Origin of the sequence: Pyxidicoccus fallax, assembly GCF_012933655.1 — a bacterium.
Lineage (GTDB): Bacteria > Myxococcota > Myxococcia > Myxococcales > Myxococcaceae > Myxococcus > Myxococcus fallax.
This window is the reverse complement of sequence record NZ_JABBJJ010000288.1, coordinates 1-16,004: the sequence shown is the minus strand read 5'-3', so window position 1 is coordinate 16,004 and position 16,004 is coordinate 1. Positions and strand designations below refer to the sequence as shown.

Below are 16,004 nucleotides of genomic sequence, written 5' to 3'. Positions count from 1 at the left end.
CGCCTTCCGAGCGGGGCATGTTCGGGTTCGTCACCCGGCGCAGGCCGCTGCCGCTCGTCACGCGGCGCATGGCGGGGTTGCTGGTGGTGGGCCGGCGCTCGCTGGTGGGGCGGCCGCTGTCGCTGCCGGGCCTTCCGCTGTCGCTGCCGGGCCGCGAGCGCAGCCCGGAGTTGGAGCCGCGCTGCGAGTTGCTGGAGAGGGGCCGCGCGCGGCCGCTCGAGGGCTCCGAGCTGCCCGTCTGCCACAGGGCGAGCTGCTCCTTGAAGGCGGGCGACACCTCCACCTTGCGCCCCTCGGCGGCCAGCTCCTCGGCGAAGAGGTAGGCCATCAGCTGGGACAGCAGCGCGGGCGTGAAGCGCGGGTTGTCGCGGTAGAGCAGCTCCACCAGCGCCTCGCTCAGCTCCTTCGCCGTCTGGTAGCGGGTCTCCCGCTCGATGGCCATCGCGTGGGAGATGACCGTCTCCAGCTCCTCGCTGACGGTGGGGTTGAGGGCCGACGGCGGCAGGCAGTCCCCGCTGATGATGCGGGGCAGCACGGCGACGAACTCGCCCTCGTAGGGCCGCTTGCCGCACACCATCTCGTAGAGGACGACGCCGGCGGCGTACACGTCGGTGCGCGCGTCCAGGTCCTGCCGGCCCTGGGCCTGCTCGGGGGAGAAGTACGGGTACTTGCCCTTGAGGGTGCCGGGGGACGTCTTCGCCTCGACGACGCTGGTGGCCTTGGCGATGCCGAAGTCGATGACCTTGACCTCGCCCTCGTACGAGATGAGGACGTTGTCCGGGGACACGTCGCGGTGGACGAGCCCCAGCGCCTGGCCGTCCTCGCCCACGTGGCGGTGCGCGTAGTCCAGGCCGTCGCACAGCTTGCTGGCGATGTGCAGCGCGAGCGGCTCCGGGAAGAAGCCCATGCCCGCCTTCTGCGCGCGGCGGAGCACCTTGGACAGGGGCTGGCCCTGCACCAGCTCCATCGCGATGAAGTACTGGCCGTCCACCTCGCCGAAGTCGAAGACCTGGGCGATGTTGCTGTGGCTCATGCTCGCGACCACCCGCGCCTCGCCGATGAACATCTCGACGAAGTCCGAGTCATCGACGAAGTGCGGGAGGATCTGCTTGATGACGCAGGGCTTGGTGACTCCGGCCGCCCCGGTCATCCGGGCGCGGTAGGTGACCGCCATGCCGCCCGCCGCAATCTTGGACAGAAGGACGTATTTGCCGAACTGCTGGGGGCTGGTTTCCGCCACGGGTGCTGGGCCAGGGAAGATGAAGAGGGAGGCTGAGCATACTCCCCTTCCGGAGAAAATCCCGGAACCCGCTCGCACGGCACGCGAAGTTTTCGCTGTGGGTGATTGGATCTGAGCGGGGGGCGGTTGCTGGGAGCAGGCAGGTTGATCCACGGGTCCGCGGGGCCGCCGGTCCGGGCCCAGAGTTCGCGGCCGTAAGCCCCTGGAATCAGGCGGGGAGGAGGGGGGCCTTGAGTCCGGGCGGCGGACGGCTTCACATTTCTTCATGGGACTCCCACAAGAGTCCATGCGGCGCGATGCCGGGTGGCGGTTATGTAGGCCGCCACGTCCGGAGCAGCCGGAGGGCGGAGGAGGTCGGTCCTCCGCCGGAAAAACGAGGCGAACCGATGGTGTCCGAGCTGCCCCCGCGCTCGCGGCGGGCCTGGCTGATGTTCATGTGGGTGCTGATCGCGCTGCCGCCCACGGCCCGCGCGCAGTCCGCCTTCGAGTTGCTGGCTCGCGGCCCCGAACTGGGCGGCCTGGACGTGCCGAGGGCGACGGCGGACGGGGTCGCCGGCGAGGGGACTCCGCCAGCCCTGGCCTCGACGGCTCTCTTCGCCGCGTCCGAGGTGACGGCGGCGCCCGGCAGCGACTCGCGGGCCTCCGCGTCCGACGCGCCCGTCCTCGGCGGTGCGGACGTGGCCTCCTCCGCGGGAGAGTCAGCGCCCCTGTCCGGCGCACCCTCGGTGATGCCCGCGCCGCATCCGGCACCGCCGGGGGCGGACGTCCTGTCCCCGGGCCAGGCTCCGCTCCCTCCGCTGGCGCCGCGTCCCTCCTTCCAGGTGATGCCCGTGGCGGCGTCGGTGCTGCCGGGGCTGCTGTTCCACGGGCTGGGTCCCTGGCTCGCGGGAGACGGGCACACGGCGAAGCGGCTCTTCGCGCTGGAGGGCACGGGCCTGGGGCTCATCGGACTGGGACTGGTGCCCATCGCGCTGACGGGCGCGTCGCGGCGCACCATCGCTCCGCTGTACGCGGTGACGCTCGCGGGCGTCAGCACGTTCGGCATCTCCGCGCTCGCGAACCTCTACGCGGTGACGTCGCCGGCCTTCGACCCGGGAATGCCGCCCCTCACGCTGCCGCCGCTGGAGCTGGAGCTCGGCTACCAGTACGTGAACGACCCCGCCTTCGATTACAGCCACTTCGTCTCGCTCGGAGCGCAGGCCCGCTTCGAGTCGCTGCGCCTGGAGGGCACCGCACGCATCGCGCCGGGTGAGGGCAACACGCAGGTGCGGCTGGGCGGCGGGTACCGGCTCCTGGGCAACCCCGAGCGCGCGCTGCGCGGCTCCGACGGCTCGTGGCTGGACGCGGAGGCGTTCGGCCTCTTCCACCGCTTCCCCACCGAGGGCTTCACCGTGGCGGGCGCGGAAGTGGGCCTGCGAGGCCGCTACGCCATGGTGCGGGTGAGCCCGGCGCTGGCGGGCTCCTTCGCGGAGGTGAGCCTGGGCGCGTCGTTCCAGGGCTACAGCTACATGGGCGCGGTGGATGACGGGAACCTGCACGACCAGCTCCTCTTCACCTTCGGCTACGGCGTGTGGCTGGGGCGCGGAGGGCCGGTGCGCGGCGACGCGATGCTCTACTACGACCACCGCAAGGACGGCTTCGCGGGCGGCTCGCGCTCGCGCGCCGGAGGCGTGGTGGGCAGCTTCGGCCTGCGGGGCCGCGCGCTGCTGACGGAGGACTGGGGCGTGGCCGCCGACGTGCAGGCGGGCGGCGCCATCGTGGGCAGGCTGTCGTTGATCTACGCGGTGGGAGGTGAGCCGTGAGGCGTGCGGGAGCAATGGGTGCGGTGCTGGCGCTGCTGGCGTCTGGCTGCATGCGGCCGGCGGAGAACCGCGCGGTGCGCGACTCGAAGGTGGGCCGCGCGGACAGCGGCGGCATGTCGCTGGAGGTGGAGGACGGGCTCGCGGCGGTGCGCAGCCTGGCCGCGGGGGAGCTGACGCTGTGGGGCAACGCGCCCGCGTTCACCGCGCGCGCCACGCTGTCGGGCGACGCGCGGTCGGACTGGCTCGTCACGGTGCGCAACGCGATGCCGGACGCGGAGCTGGTGGCGCAGGTGGAGGGCGGCGAGGTGCTCGCGGTGGAGGCGCTGCCCCAGGCGCTGCCCACGGTGAAGGCGTGGCGGGTGGGGCTGCCGGCCGGGGCGAAGGTGCGCTTCACGGTGGCGCCGCCGGACTGGCAGGCGCGCGAGCCCTTCCGCTTCGTCTCGCTGGCGGACGTGCAGGAGGCGCTGCCGCGCGTGGGAGACATCTACGCGCGGATGCGGCAGGACGACTCGGTGCGCTTCATCCTCTTCTCGGGGGACCTGACGGAGACCGGCAGCCAGGAGGAGCTCCTGGAGTTCCAGTCGCGGCTGGAGGCGGGCTCGCGCATTCCGCTGTACGCCACGCTGGGCAACCACGAGACGTTCTCCAACGACGCGGAGGCGTACTCGGCGCTGGTGGGCCGGGGCAGCCAGAGCTTCGTCTTCCGGAACGTGCGCTTCTCGGTGGTGGACTCCAGCAACGGCACGTTGGATCCGGTGGTGGAGGAGCAGTTGGAGGGCTGGCTGGCGGCGTCGCGCGACGGGGCGCACGTGGTGTCCATGCACGTGCCGCCGCAGGACCCGGTGGGGCTGCGCGGTGGCGGCTTCGCGAACCGGGCCGAGTCGGCGGGGCTCGTCGGGAAGATGGCGCGCGAGGGCGTGGACCTGACGCTCTACGGCCACATCCACTCGTACTACTCGTTCACCAACGCGGGCATCCCAGCCTTCATCTCCGGAGGCGGCGGCGCGATTCCGGAGACGTTCGACGGCGTGGGCCGGCACTACCTCGTGGTGGACATCGGCGCGGACGACGGCCTGCGCGAGGTGTCGCTGGTTCGCGTGGATTGAAGTCCGTGCGCTGGCACTGAACAGAGTGTCCGTGGGCCCTGTGCGCGGGAAAACGCGCGCGGGGCCGACTTTTCGGCCCGGCAGCGTACCCTCTTGATCTGACACTGAACCTATGTGCAGATGGGTGGACCTTCCCGCACGGACCAGGAGGCCCGCCCATGTTCGATAACGAGAACGACCCTATTTCCCCGGCGCTGCGCGCGCTGCTCGAGCTGTTCGCCTCGGACCTGGCGGAGGTGCGCTTCCCGGACGTGGACGGCGAGGTGCTGGACGACGCGGCGGCGGCGGTGAGGGAGAAGGCGGAGGCGGTGGCTCGGGCGCAGGCGGCGCTGGAGGCGGCGCGGCAGGCGCTGCAGGAGAGCCAGGATTCGCTGCTGCAGAAGGGCCAGCGGGCGCTGGCGTACGCGCGGGTGTTTTCCGAGGACAACGCGGAGCTGAGCGCGAAGCTGGAGGGCATCAGCCTGCCGCGCGCGGCGCGCAAGGGCCCGAAGGCGGAGGGCGCGGTGGCGGAGCCCGTGGCCGCGGCCGCTGGCAACGAGGAGAACGCGCCGAAGCGCCGTGGCCGTCCGCCGAAGGTGCGCCCCGCGACGGGTGGGTCGCTGTTCTCGGATGGTGCCACGCCGGAGGCGCTCGCCGCCGCCGCGCACGAGTCCGGCAACGGCATGCTGCCCACGGCCTGAGCTTCGGGCTCACGGTGGAGTGCTCGCGGCCCGGTACCTCGGTGGAGGTGCCGGGCCGTTGCGTCTTTCCGCTACCCGCGGCGCGGATTCGCGGAGGTGCCGGGCTCTTTCCTCAGCTCCGGGGATGGGTCCGCGTCGCGGGGTCACCCCGCCACAGGGTCTCCAGCATCCTGGGGGTGAGCTTCACACGGAGCCTGTCGGAGCCCTCGACGGAGAACAGTCCATCCGCCGTCAGGGGCAACAGCCGCCGGAGGGGACGACCCAGCCGCGCCATCCAGAGCGCCCCATCGCGCAAGGAGACCTCGAACTCGCCATAACGCCCAGCGAGGGCCTTCAGGCTCTCTGCTGGCACCGAGGCCGGACGCAGCTTCGCCTCCACGTCGACCCGTGCCCACTCGTAGTCGGCGAGGACGTCCGGCGACAGCCCAGGCGTCTTCGCCAGCCGCGTCAGCGCCAGCGATTGGGCCATCTCCAGCGCCTGCATGGGCGGTGACTCCACCGTCGGCGTGACACCGGTACCCTCCCAGCTCGTGTTGCTGACGGGGTGGACCGGACGGCCGAACGAGACGCTGAACATGAACCCGGGGGGAACCGGCACGAACCTGTTGTTGTGCGCCGCCCCCACGGTCTTGGCACCCACCAACTCGCCCAGCTTGAACTGCCGCACGTCGTAGGCGAAGGCCTCGGCCGCCGAGGCGGAGCCACCGTCGATGAGCACGTACAGCGGCTTGCCCTTGAGCCTCCCCACCGGAAGGTGCTCCAGCGTCCGCGACTGCACCGGCGCCTTCGCCGCTTCCAGGAAGGTCATCTCCAGGACGTCCCCGTCCATGAAGTGGCTGACCAGGTAGCGCACGGCCGAATGCGAGCCACCGCCATTGCCTCGCAGGTCGATGACCACCGCATCGCCGTCCTTCAGGAAGCGCAGGGCCGCGTCGTACTCGGTTCCCGTCACGTCGTTGACCCAGTGGAATCCGGTGAGCTTCAGGTAGCGGATGTTGCCCGGAAGCACCCGGAGCTCGCTCAGGCCGTGATGCTCGCGGAAGGCCATCGCGCGCCAGAACTCATCGGACTCCTTCTCCTCGCCTCCCGAGGCCTTCGCGGCCGCGTACCGGGCGGGGTCGTAATGCACGGAGAGGTGCCCATCGCCGCTGGAGGAGCGCAGGTCCTCGGTGAGGCGCTCGGCCAGCATCACCGCGTCGTCCACGTCGTAGCGCCCGGCCTTCTCCGCCTGCTCCAGCCGCGCGACGATGACGGGGACCTTCTCGGGCAGCACGTAGGTCTTCCGGAGCTCCGCCGTGATGGCCGCCACCGCCGCGGCACGGTCGGCCTTGGACAGCGGGCGAGGCGCGGGGCGCTCGGCCGCTGGCCGGGGACGCGGCGCGGGGCGCTCGGCCGCAGGCTTGGGGCGAGGCGCGGGGCGCTCGGACGAGGGAGCGACCTGCGCCATCACGGGCGGGGCGGACAGCGTGAGCAGCAGCGCCAGCAGGGACGCACTCATTTCACGACGGGGCATTCAGGGCTCCAGGGCAGGAACGGACTACGAGCGTCGGCGGGGCTTCGGGAGCTCCGCGGCGGCCTTCTCGATGCGGGTGTCGAAGGGCTCCCGCTCCAGCGCTTCCAGCGCCTCGCGGAGGATTCCGGACAGGGGCGCCGACAGCTCCGCGTCGAGCCGTTCCGCCGCCGCGTTCGTCGCGGACCACTGGCGCTCCAGGGCGGGAAGCATGGCCCGGGCGCGCGGCGTCAGCGTGACGATGCGCTCACGGCCATCCGAGCCGGGCTGAAGCTCCACCAGCCCGTCGTTGACCATCTGCGACACCGTCTGGCTGACCGCGGAGTGGCTGATGCGCGCCTCGCGCGAGATGACCCGGAGCGACACCGGGCCCTGCGCCATCAAGGCGCGGATGACGGGGGTGTAGCGGGGCCGGTAGTCCAGCCCCGCCTGCTGATAGGCCTGCTCGACGGCGCCGTCGAGATGCTCGATGAGGTGCCGCAGCAGGGTGCCCAGCGTGGGAGTGCCAGCGCTCATACCGGCAATTGTATAAGCGCTGTTATATCTCCACGTCAACCCGCCGTCAGTTGGGCAGGAACACCGCGCGCACGCACCCGTCCTGCTTCTTCTTGAACATCTCGTACCCGCGCGGCGCGTCCTCCAGGGAGAAGCGGTGCGTGGCGAGGAACGACGGGTCCAGCTGTCCCTTGGCCACGTGCTCCAGCAGGAGCGGCAGGTACTTCTGCCCGTGCTGCTGCGCGGTGCGGACGGTGAGGCCCTTGTTCATGATGACCCCGATGGGGAACTTGTCCATCACCCCGTAGACACCCAGGATGGACAGCGTCCCGCCCTTGCGGCACGCGCGGATGGCCTGCCGCAGCGCCTCGCCCCGGTCCGAGTGCAGGTGCAGCGCCTGCTTCGCGCGGTCATACGCGTACTCCGCGCCCGTGCCGTGCGCCTCCATGCCCACCGCGTCGATGCACGCATCCGGGCCGCGTCCGCCGGTCAGCTCCTTCAGCATGTCCAGCACGCTGTCCACCCGCGAGTAGTCGATGGTCTCCGCGCCCACCTTCTCGCGCGCCATGCGCAGCCGCTCGGGGAAACGGTCGATGCCAATCACCCGCCCGGCCCCGAGGAGGAAGGCGCTCTTCATCGCCATCAGCCCCACGCCGCCGCAGCCCCACACGGCCACGGTGTCGCCCGGGTGGATGTTGCAGAAGTCCGCGCCCATGTAGCCGGTGGGTACCGCGTCCGAGAGGAAGATGACCTGCTCGTCCTTCAGTCCCTCCGGCACGAGGAAGCAGTCCGTGTCCGCGTGCGGCACGCGCACGTACTGCGCATGCGCCCCCGCGTACCCGCCGAAGGCGTGCGTGTAGCCGTAGATGCCGGCCGTCGGGTAGCCGAGCAGCGGCTCCTGCAATTCCGCCTTCGGGTTGGTGTTGTCGCAGAGCGAGTAAAGGTCGTGCTGGCAGTACCAGCAGTTGCCGCAGCAGATGAAGGAGGGCACCACGACGCGGTCCCCCTTCTTCACCTTCTTCACGTCGCGGCCCACGTCGACGACCTCGCCCATGAACTCGTGGCCGATGACGTCTCCTTCGCGCATCGTCGGGATGTACCCGTCGATGAAGTGGAGGTCCGAGCCACACGTCGTGGACATCGTCACGCGGAGGATGACGTCGTGCGGGTTGACGATTCCCGGGTCGGCGACCGTCTCCACGCGCAGGTCGTTGATGCCATTCCAGCAGAGTGCTCGCATCGGACGTGTCCTCTTCAGTAGGAGTGGCCGCCGCCACGGGCAGCGGGGTTGGGGACGGTGGTCGGAATCTCTCCGGTCTCCACCAGGCTCTTGAACCGGCGGAGCGCCTTGGACGCGAGCGTGTCGGGCACGGCGCCGAGCAGCTTCACCACGGCGTCGCCAATGACTCCGCCCGGCGGGTCGAACCGGAAGCGCAGCGTCACCACGGTGCCCCAGTCACCCGGCGCGGGCCGGAAGCGGACCCAGCCGTCATTGGGCACGTCCGCGCCCTTGAGCGACTCCCACCGGAGGAACTCGCCCGGGTGCTCCTCCACGATGTGCGAGTCCCACTCGAGACTCCTTCCGAGCGGCCCCTGCACCCTCCAGTGCTGCACGTCCGGCCCCGCGGTGGTGACGTCCGCGAAGTGACCCATCACCTTCGTCAGGTTCTCCGCCAGGCGCCACGCGCGGTACAGCTCGCTCGCGGGCTTCTGGATGGTGATGGAGCGCTCCAGCACGCGGGGGCCGGCCACCACCTCCGGCTCGTACGGGCCCCGGTCCGTGTCGAAGCGGGGCTCCTCCAGGATGGGGCCATGGCCCTGACCGCCGAAGCTGCGGAACAGCAGCCCACCGCCCGCGAGCGCCAGCGCGGCTCCACCCAGGGAACGACGCCCCAGGCCGATGCTCAGGAGCGCCCCGCCCAGCACCGCCGAGGCGAACTGCTCCACGATGCCGGGGCTGGCCCCGGCCGCCGTGGCCCGTCCGCCGCGCGGCTCCACGTCACGGTCCTCCCGCACGCCCGCCGTCTCGATGTCGCGCCCCTCCCATTCCGGGGAGGGACCGCGAGGTGGGGCGGCCCGCGTCGCGCGCGGCGAGCGGGGAGCCGAGGACTCCTGGGGTTTGTCGGCCATGGGCGCTGTCTCCTCAGATGCAACGCTGCGTCAAACGCAACGTTGGTGTGGGAGACCGCACGGACAACCCCGGCGCCGGTGCATGAGGCCGGGCATCGCTGTCGCTGGAGCGCCCGGCGCCAGGGCGAGCGGCCCGGCGGCGGAAGGGGCGCCCGGAAAAACCACGGCCCGGCCGCGTGTGGCTCGCCGGAGCCCCCTCCGTGAGCGACACGCAACCGGGCCATGGGACCGGACCTCCGCCCGTGCTCGGCGGAGGCGCGGCTCAACTTCGAAAGGGGTGCGTCACTCGGCCGGGTAGGCCGTCCAGCCCTTGGTCCAGTCGGTGGCGCCGATGGCGCCCACGAAGCGGGCGGAGGTGTCGAAGCCGGTCGGCGGCGTGAGGGCGCCGTCCGCGTTCAGCGCGGCCGAGCCGGCCTTGGGCGCGAAGTTCGGCGCGGTGAGGTTCAGCGCGGCCTCGAGCTGCGGGTCCTGGAACTGCACCTTGTTCGTCGCGTTGATGACGACCTTCGACTCATCCAGCTTCGTCGCGTCCGCGTCCGTGGTGACGCCGTTCACGACCACCGGGTTGGGCGCGAAGGGGATGGCGGTGTTGCTGCCCGCGATGTCCCAGAAGAACACGTTGCGGAAGGACAGGCGCGCGTTGTCACCCGTCTCGTTGAAGAGCGCCGCGGACGCGGTGCCGTCGATGTCCACGCCCTGGGTCTTCCAGTGGGCGACGATGGAGTTGCGCATCTTGACGCCGGCGCCGGTGTTGAACACCAGGGCCTCCTGCGTCGGGTTGTTCGTGCCCGGGCCGGAGCCGATGAAGGTGGCGTTCCAGATTTCGGGGATGGAGATGGGGTCCTGCGTCGGCGTGGACTTGTTGCTGGAGGCCTCGATGCCGCGGTCACCCACGGTGGGGCTCTGCTGCACGATGAGGAACTGGATGCGGCCGCTGTAGCCCAGGTCGTAGTCCAGCGCGTCGTCGTCCGCCTGGGTGATGACGATGTGCTTCAGGGGCGCGGTGCCGCCGAACAGCTCGATGCCGTCGTCCAGGCCCTTGTGGACCTGCACGTAGTCGATGTTCGTCTGGCTGCCGCAGCCGCCGAGCGTCAGGCCGTTGAGCTCGTTGTTCGGCGCCAGCTCGAAGCCGGCGAACTCGATGCGGGCGTACTTCAGGGTGCCGCAGTTGTGCGCGTCGTCGGTGCCGCCGTACTTCGTCAGGTCGTTGCCGCTGGTGGCGAAGAAGCCCTCGATGGTCGTCTCGCCGCCGCTGACGTTGAGGCGCGCCCGGCCGAGCAGCACCACGCCGGCCCAGTCACCCGGCTCGCGGCGCTCCGACTTGGAGGACGTGAAGACGATGGGCTTCTCCGCGGTGCCCACCGCGTTGAGCGTCGCGCTGCGGGTGATGATGAGCGCGCTGCCCTCCTCACCCTTGATGGTGGTGCCAGCCTCGATGGTCAGCGTGCCGCTCTCCACGAAGATGTACTTCTTCAGCGTGTAGACGGTGTCGGCCTTCCAGGTGGTGTCACCCTTGATGTTCTCGGAGACGTCCACCGCCGTGGTCCCACCGGGGGGCTGGGTCGTCGGAGGCGTGGGGTCCTTGTCGTCACCGCAGCCAGCGGCCAGGGTGAGGCTGGAGAGGGTCAGGAGGGAAGCCAGGAGCCGCTTCATGGGAGGACGTCCTTTCAGTGAGAAGCACTACAGGGAGAGACCGAACGTCGCGGAGAACGCGATGCCCGGGCGGTACTGGAGGATGGTGATGTCGCCCTGCTCGAGGGTGATCTTCGAGTCGAGGAGGTTGGCGGCGGTGAGCTTCAGCTGCGTGGCGGCGGAGAGCCGCTGCGTGAGCGCGAGGTCCACGCGGTGGAAGGGCTGCTCGTAGATGTCCGGCAGGCGGTTGGTGCCCACCTCGCTGATGCGGCGGCCGTAGACGTTGTAGAGAAGCGCCACCTCGGTGCCGCTCTCCGGGCGCTCGTAGGAGGCGTTGACGTTGATGACGTACGGCGACTGGCCCTGCAGCGGGCGCTTCGCGTTGGTCTGCAGGCCCTGCACGGAGCCCAGGTCGATTTCGGACTGGATGAGCGTGAGGTTGGCGCCCAGGCGGAAGGCGCGCAGCGACTCGGTGATGCGGCCCAGCGAGGCGCGGCCCTCCAGCTCCAGGCCGTAGGTGTTGGCGCCGGCGGTGTTCTCGAAGCCCATGTCACCCGCGCCCTCGGAGTTGATGACGCGCTCGATGGGGTTCTGGAAGCGCTTGTAGAAGGCGCTGGCGGCGAGCACCTCGTTCTCACCCACGAACCACTCCACGCGGGCGTCCACGTTGTGGATGCGCGTCTGCTTCAGGTCCGGGTTGCCGGACACGTTGCGGCGGCGGATGAAGTCGTAGAAGGCGAAGGGCGCCAGCTCGCGGAAGGTGGGACGCGCCAGCGTGTAGCTGTAGCCGGTGCGCAGGTTCACCGTCGGCGTCAGGGCGTAGATGGCGTTGAAGGCCGGCAGCCAGTCCAGGTAGTCGACCTCGTTGGTGCTGTCCACCTCGCCGGTGAACTGGTCCAGCGCCGTCAGTTCCTGCCGCGAGCTCTCCAGGCGCACGCCGCCCACCAGCCGCAGCGCCTCGGTGGGCTTGACGTCCGCGGACACGTAGCCGGCGAAGATGGCCAGCGAGGCGTCATAGGCATCGCTGTCGCCGCGGGTCTGCTCGGTCATGCGGATGCCGTTGCCCAGCACCTCGTCGCCGAAGAGCTGCTCGGGGGGCAGGGTGCGGTCCACCTCGCTGTCGCGCATGAGCGTGTAGCGGAAGCGGCGGGCGCGGAAGTCGCGGGCGGACACCTGCGCGAGGCCGCCCACCTTCAGGCGCACGTCGGTGAAGGGCACGGTGAGGTTGACGCTGCCGCCGCCGGACGTCTCGCCCAGCTCGGCGAAGAAGCGCTCGCCGCTGTTGGCCTGGTTGGGGAAGGACAGCGAGCCGGTGGGGGTGCCCAGGCTGTCGCTGTAGAGCGTGTCGCGCGTGTCCGGCTCGTCGCGGTCCACGCGGGACAGGTTGGCCTGCCAGTCCACCTCGGAGTCGCCGAAGAGGCCGATGCGGTGGAAGCCGCGCACCTGGTTGAAGGAGAGCTGGCGGACGATGAACTGGAGGCGGCTGCCCTCGTAGCGGTCGCCCTTCAGCGAGTCGATGCCGGCGCTGGAGACGGAGCGGGTGTCGGTACCGCGCGTGTAGAGGCTGAAGACGGTCAGCTCGTTGTCGCGGTCGAACTGGTAGCCCACGCTGGCCAGGCCGCTGAGGTTGGCCGTCTCCGCGCCCTGTGTGATGCGGGCGTCGTCGTTGCGGACGAAGACGTCGTTCTCGAAGCTGGTGCGGCCGATGCTGTTGACCTGCGTGGACTCCTTGTGGCCGTAGCTGACGGTGGCCAGGTAGCCCAGGCGGCTGTTGCCGGAGCGCAGCGTGTCACCCACGGAGGCGCTCAGGCCCAGGTTGGGCAGCGCCGTCTTCCTGCGCGTGCCCCACACGTTGTTGAAGCTCTCCGCCTGGCGCTCCAGCTCCTCGGCGGACTCGCCGTTGGCGCCCAGCTCGTGCGTGGTGGGGATGACGTCGGGCAGCTTGCGGGTGCTGCCGGGGAAGCCAAGGAACTCCAGGCCGCCGCCCGGCTGGGTGTTGCGCTCCTGGCCCGTCGTCACGGTGTCGCCGCCGAGGGTGATGCGCGGCTTGAACTCGAACTGGCTGGGATAGGTGTTGGTCTCGATGAGGAGCGTGCCGCCGCCGAAGGTGCCGGGCAGGTCCGCGGTGTAGCTCTTCACCACGTTGAGGTTGGCGAGCAGCGCGGTGGGGAACAGGTCCAGCGGGACGCTGGGCTCGTCCGGCTCGGGGCTGGGCAGGAGCGCGCCGTTGAGCAGCGTGGTGCTGTAGCGGCCACCCAGGCCGCGCAGGAGGACGTAGCGGCCGTCCACCACGGTGGCGCTCACCACGCGCTTCACCGCGTCCGAGGCGCTGGAGTCCGGCGTGCGGGCGATTTCCTGGGCGCTGATGGCGTCGGAGACGGCGGCGGCCTTCTTGCGCTCCTGGAGGAGGGCGCCCTCGGCGCGGCGGTCGGCGCGGGCCTCGACCACGACTTCCTGCACCGCGCCCACGTCCGCGCTCAGCGCGACGTCCAGCTTCGTGGCCTTGCCCGGATTCACGATGACGCCGGTGATGCGGCGGCCCTGGTACACGTCATAGAAGACGCGCAGGTCGTACTTCCCGGGCGGCAGCGCGAGCTTGTAGTTGCCGTCCAGGTCGGTGAGGGCCTGCTTCTGCGAGCCCGTCACCACCTTCACGGTGGCCTCGATGAGGCCCTCCTTGTTGGCCTCGTCCACCACCTTGCCGTAGATGCCGGTGAAGCCGGCGGGCGGCTCGGCGGACTCGGCCATCATCGCCTCGTCGGACATCGCGTCGCCCTCGGCCGCCGTGGCCTCGGACGGAGCGGCCTCGCCCGGCTGCGCGGTGGCGCCGTCGGCGGGGGCCGCGGGCTGCTCGGCGGTGGCGCTGTCGGAAGGGGCCGCGGGCTGCTGGGCGGCGGCGTCCGTGGAAGGAACGTTCGTTCCACCCTGGGGGGCGGCCGGAGCGCCCGGCGCGTCCGACTCACTGCCGGGGGCGATGGAGCCGCTCGGGGAGCGCGCGCCGGACGGATTCTCCGTCACGGTGCCGGCGGGGTCGGTGGGCTGCGCGGTGGTGGGGGACGTCACGGTGCCCTGGGGCGAGGGCGGGGACGCGACGTCCGAGCCGCTCACCTGGGCGAGCGCGGAAGTGGTGAGGAGTGCGAGCGCTGCCACGAGGGCGCGCGAAAGGCCGTTGCGAGACAACACGACTCTCCTTGCCGGCGGTCGGCGCGCGTAAAGAACGCGACACGCATGGCTTCTGAATGGCTGGGCTGTGACGATTCAGGCGGCGGACCGCAAACTCCGTGTCACGGTCCGCCGCGGGACTTCTTCAGTCGGCGATCTTGTCCGGCAGCACGCCGATGGTGATGTTGCCGCCGCGGGCGATGTCCAGCGCGTCCATGGCGGTGCCGTACGGCACGTCATCACTGGCGTCGAAGAAGACAATCTTGTCCGGGCGCGCGTTGAGCATGCGCTGGAGGCGGGCCACCACCTGCTCGCGGGGCACCTCCTCCCGGTTGATGCGGAGCACGCCACCCTTGTCCACCGTGAGCACGACGGGGGGCAGGGCGTCGGGAGGAGGCGGCTGCTCCGCCTGCTCCTTGTCCGGCTTCGCGGGGACGTTCATCCACATCTGCTTGGTGAGCAGCGGGGTGACGACCATGAAGATGATGAGGAGGACGAGCACCACGTCCACCAGGGGCGTCACGTTCATGGACGGGCGAAGCCCGCCCTTGCCGCCACCTCCGACGTCGAATGCCATGGTGTCTATCGCTCCTATCGCTTCTGCTTGTCGACGACCTGGAGGTTGATGCCGGGGAAGCCGATGTCCTGCATGGCCTTGAAGACGCCGCGCACCTCGGAGTAGCGCACGCCGCGGTCGGCCTTGAGCACCACGGGGGAGTCCGGCTTCTCCTTGTGCAGGGCCTTGAGCGCGTCCATGAGGGCGTCGCGCTTGAGCTCCTTGCGGTCCAGGAAGAAGGCGCCGTTGGAGGCGAGGCTCACCGTGGTGGGCTCCAGCTCCTTGTTCTCCTTGTCCGGGTTCGTGGCCGCGGGCAGCTCCACGTTGGCGCCGGCTTCAATCTGGGGCGTGACGACCATGAAGATGATGAGGAGGACGAGCACCACGTCCACCAGCGGCGTCACGTTCATCTCGGGCGTGATGGCCCTACGCGGGGTGGACATCACGTCCCTCCTTGCGCGCCGCCAGCTCGGGGCCCGTGGCCACCGCGGCGCCGTTCGTCGCGGTGGCCTTCTGGGGGACCAGGTCCTCCAGGTAGTCCATGAACTCGCTGCGGGCGGCGTCGAGGGACAGCTGGAGCGCGTCCGCGCGGGTGGACAGGAAGTTGAACATCAGCACCGCGGGGATGGCGACGAGCAGGCCGAGCGCGGTGACGACGAGCGCCTCGGCGATACCGCCGGACACGGCGCCCAGGCCGCCGGAGCCCTCGCGGGCGATGCCGGAGAAGGCCTCGATGATGCCGACCACGGTGCCGAGCAGACCGACGAACGGGGCCACGGAGCCCACGGTGGCGAGCACGGACATGCCGCGGCGCACGTCGGCGCTGACGCGCTCGTTGATGCGCACCAGCTCGCGGCGGGTCAGCTCCACGGCGCCCAGCTTGCCGGCGGGAGCGCGGGACTTGGCGAGGTACGTCTTCATGCCGCCGCCGAGCAGCATGGCGAGGTGGCTGCCCTTGGTGGACTCGGCCTCCTTCACCAGGGCCTCATGCTGGTTCTGCGCGAGGAACTGGCCGGCGCGGCCGGCGAACTTCTTGGAGATGTTGCGCGAGCGGAAGAAGACGAAGAGGCGCTCGAAGAACACCGCGAGGGACGCCACGGCGAAGAGGACGAGCGTCCAGGCGATACCCAGGGCGAACACGCCCATGTGGTTGTAGATGTCCCTGAGATTGAAATTCATGACGTGTGCTCCTGGGGGCAGGGCGGGTGAGACCTAGGACTTGAGACGGAAGGGAACCTTGAAGATGCGGAAGACGGCGGTGGGACGGCCCTCGACGACGGCGGGCTTGAAGCGCCAGGTCTTCACGGCGGCGAGCGCGGCGCTGGCGAAGGGCTCGTCACCGCGCATGACCTTGAGCTGGGTGACGCGGCCGTCCACCTCGACCACGCCCTTGAGGATGACCATGCCCTCCAGGCCCTTGGCGCGGGCGTCGGAGGGGTACTCGGGGATGAGGTTGGACGTGAGCGGCTCGGGCGGCGTGGCCGACTCGGGCAGGTTGATGGGGGCCGCGCGGCCGCCACCACTGGAGATGCCCTCGCCGGTGCCGGTGCCGCCCACGACGCCGCCGGGGACGAGCGTGCCGGTGCCGCCGACGGCGATGGGCGCGGCGGCGACGGTTTCCGTCTCGGCCTCGGGAGGCTTGGTGAGCGGGACGGCGGTGGGCGCGGTGATGGGCGCGGGAGCCACGGTGG

14 protein-coding genes are annotated in these 16,004 nt (G+C 70.7%); 3 read left to right on the top strand and 11 right to left on the bottom strand.

The genetic code is table 11. The features are described from left to right. Nucleotides 1-1,240 (bottom strand): protein kinase domain-containing protein (locus HG543_RS40170; protein WP_169350218.1); only part of this gene is annotated, 1,240 nt, incomplete at its 3' end. A gap of 386 nt (nt 1,241-1,626) precedes the next feature. Between HG543_RS40170 and HG543_RS40165 the strand changes: the two genes are divergently transcribed. The 3 genes from HG543_RS40165 to HG543_RS40155 all read left to right on the top strand — a co-directional run bounded on the left by HG543_RS40165 (nt 1,627) and on the right by HG543_RS40155 (nt 4,828). Then, entirely contained in the window at nt 1,627-3,042 is a 1,416-nt protein-coding gene (locus HG543_RS40165) for a hypothetical protein (protein WP_169350217.1), read from the top strand. Between the two features lie 14 nt (nt 3,043-3,056). Then, nucleotides 3,057-4,148, top strand: a complete 1,092-nt coding sequence (locus HG543_RS40160; protein ID WP_169350216.1) for a metallophosphoesterase family protein — start codon at nt 3,057-3,059, stop codon at nt 4,146-4,148. A 158-nt stretch (nt 4,149-4,306) separates the two neighbouring features. After that, nucleotides 4,307-4,828, top strand: coding sequence for a hypothetical protein (locus HG543_RS40155; RefSeq protein ID WP_169350215.1), 522 nt, complete (start codon nt 4,307-4,309; stop codon nt 4,826-4,828). A gap of 112 nt (nt 4,829-4,940) precedes the next feature. On the opposite strand, the gene HG543_RS40150 is transcribed toward HG543_RS40155, so the two are convergent. From HG543_RS40150 to HG543_RS40105, 10 genes are all read right to left on the bottom strand, one after another. Continuing rightward, nucleotides 4,941-6,341, bottom strand: a complete 1,401-nt coding sequence (locus HG543_RS40150) for a S41 family peptidase (protein ID WP_211194486.1) — start codon at nt 6,339-6,341, stop codon at nt 4,941-4,943. 24 nt (nt 6,342-6,365) lie between these two features. Further along, complete coding sequence (locus tag HG543_RS40145; RefSeq protein WP_169350214.1) at nt 6,366-6,854, bottom strand: MarR family winged helix-turn-helix transcriptional regulator; 489 nt, start codon at nt 6,852-6,854, stop codon at nt 6,366-6,368. A gap of 46 nt (nt 6,855-6,900) precedes the next feature. Continuing rightward, a complete protein-coding gene (locus HG543_RS40140; protein ID WP_169350213.1) occupies nt 6,901-8,073 on the bottom strand; it encodes a zinc-dependent alcohol dehydrogenase in 1,173 nt (390 codons plus the stop codon). 14 nt (nt 8,074-8,087) lie between these two features. Then, nucleotides 8,088-8,963: an SRPBCC family protein gene (locus HG543_RS40135; RefSeq protein WP_211194485.1), complete on the bottom strand. Its 876-nt coding sequence runs from the start codon at nt 8,961-8,963 to the stop codon at nt 8,088-8,090. 282 nt (nt 8,964-9,245) lie between these two features. Then, entirely contained in the window at nt 9,246-10,616 is a 1,371-nt protein-coding gene (locus HG543_RS40130; RefSeq protein WP_169350212.1) for a beta-helix domain-containing protein, read from the bottom strand. 27 nt (nt 10,617-10,643) lie between these two features. After that, nucleotides 10,644-13,778, bottom strand: coding sequence for a TonB-dependent receptor domain-containing protein (locus HG543_RS40125; RefSeq protein WP_169350211.1), 3,135 nt, complete (start codon nt 13,776-13,778; stop codon nt 10,644-10,646). A 124-nt stretch (nt 13,779-13,902) separates the two neighbouring features. Continuing rightward, nucleotides 13,903-14,334, bottom strand: a complete 432-nt coding sequence (locus HG543_RS40120) for an ExbD/TolR family protein (RefSeq protein WP_169350210.1) — start codon at nt 14,332-14,334, stop codon at nt 13,903-13,905. A gap of 14 nt (nt 14,335-14,348) precedes the next feature. Continuing rightward, the gene (locus HG543_RS40115) at nt 14,349-14,756 is read right to left on the bottom strand and encodes an ExbD/TolR family protein (protein WP_169350209.1); all 408 of its coding nucleotides are present in this window, start codon (nt 14,754-14,756) and stop codon (nt 14,349-14,351) included. Further along, complete coding sequence (locus HG543_RS40110) at nt 14,740-15,492, bottom strand: MotA/TolQ/ExbB proton channel family protein (RefSeq protein ID WP_169350208.1); 753 nt, start codon at nt 15,490-15,492, stop codon at nt 14,740-14,742. The genes HG543_RS40115 and HG543_RS40110 overlap by 17 nt, the downstream gene beginning before the upstream one ends. Nucleotides 15,493-15,525: 33 nt before the next feature. Beyond that, nucleotides 15,526-16,004, bottom strand: a 479-nt coding sequence (locus HG543_RS40105; RefSeq protein ID WP_169350207.1) for an energy transducer TonB, incomplete at its 5' end; no start/stop codon positions are given.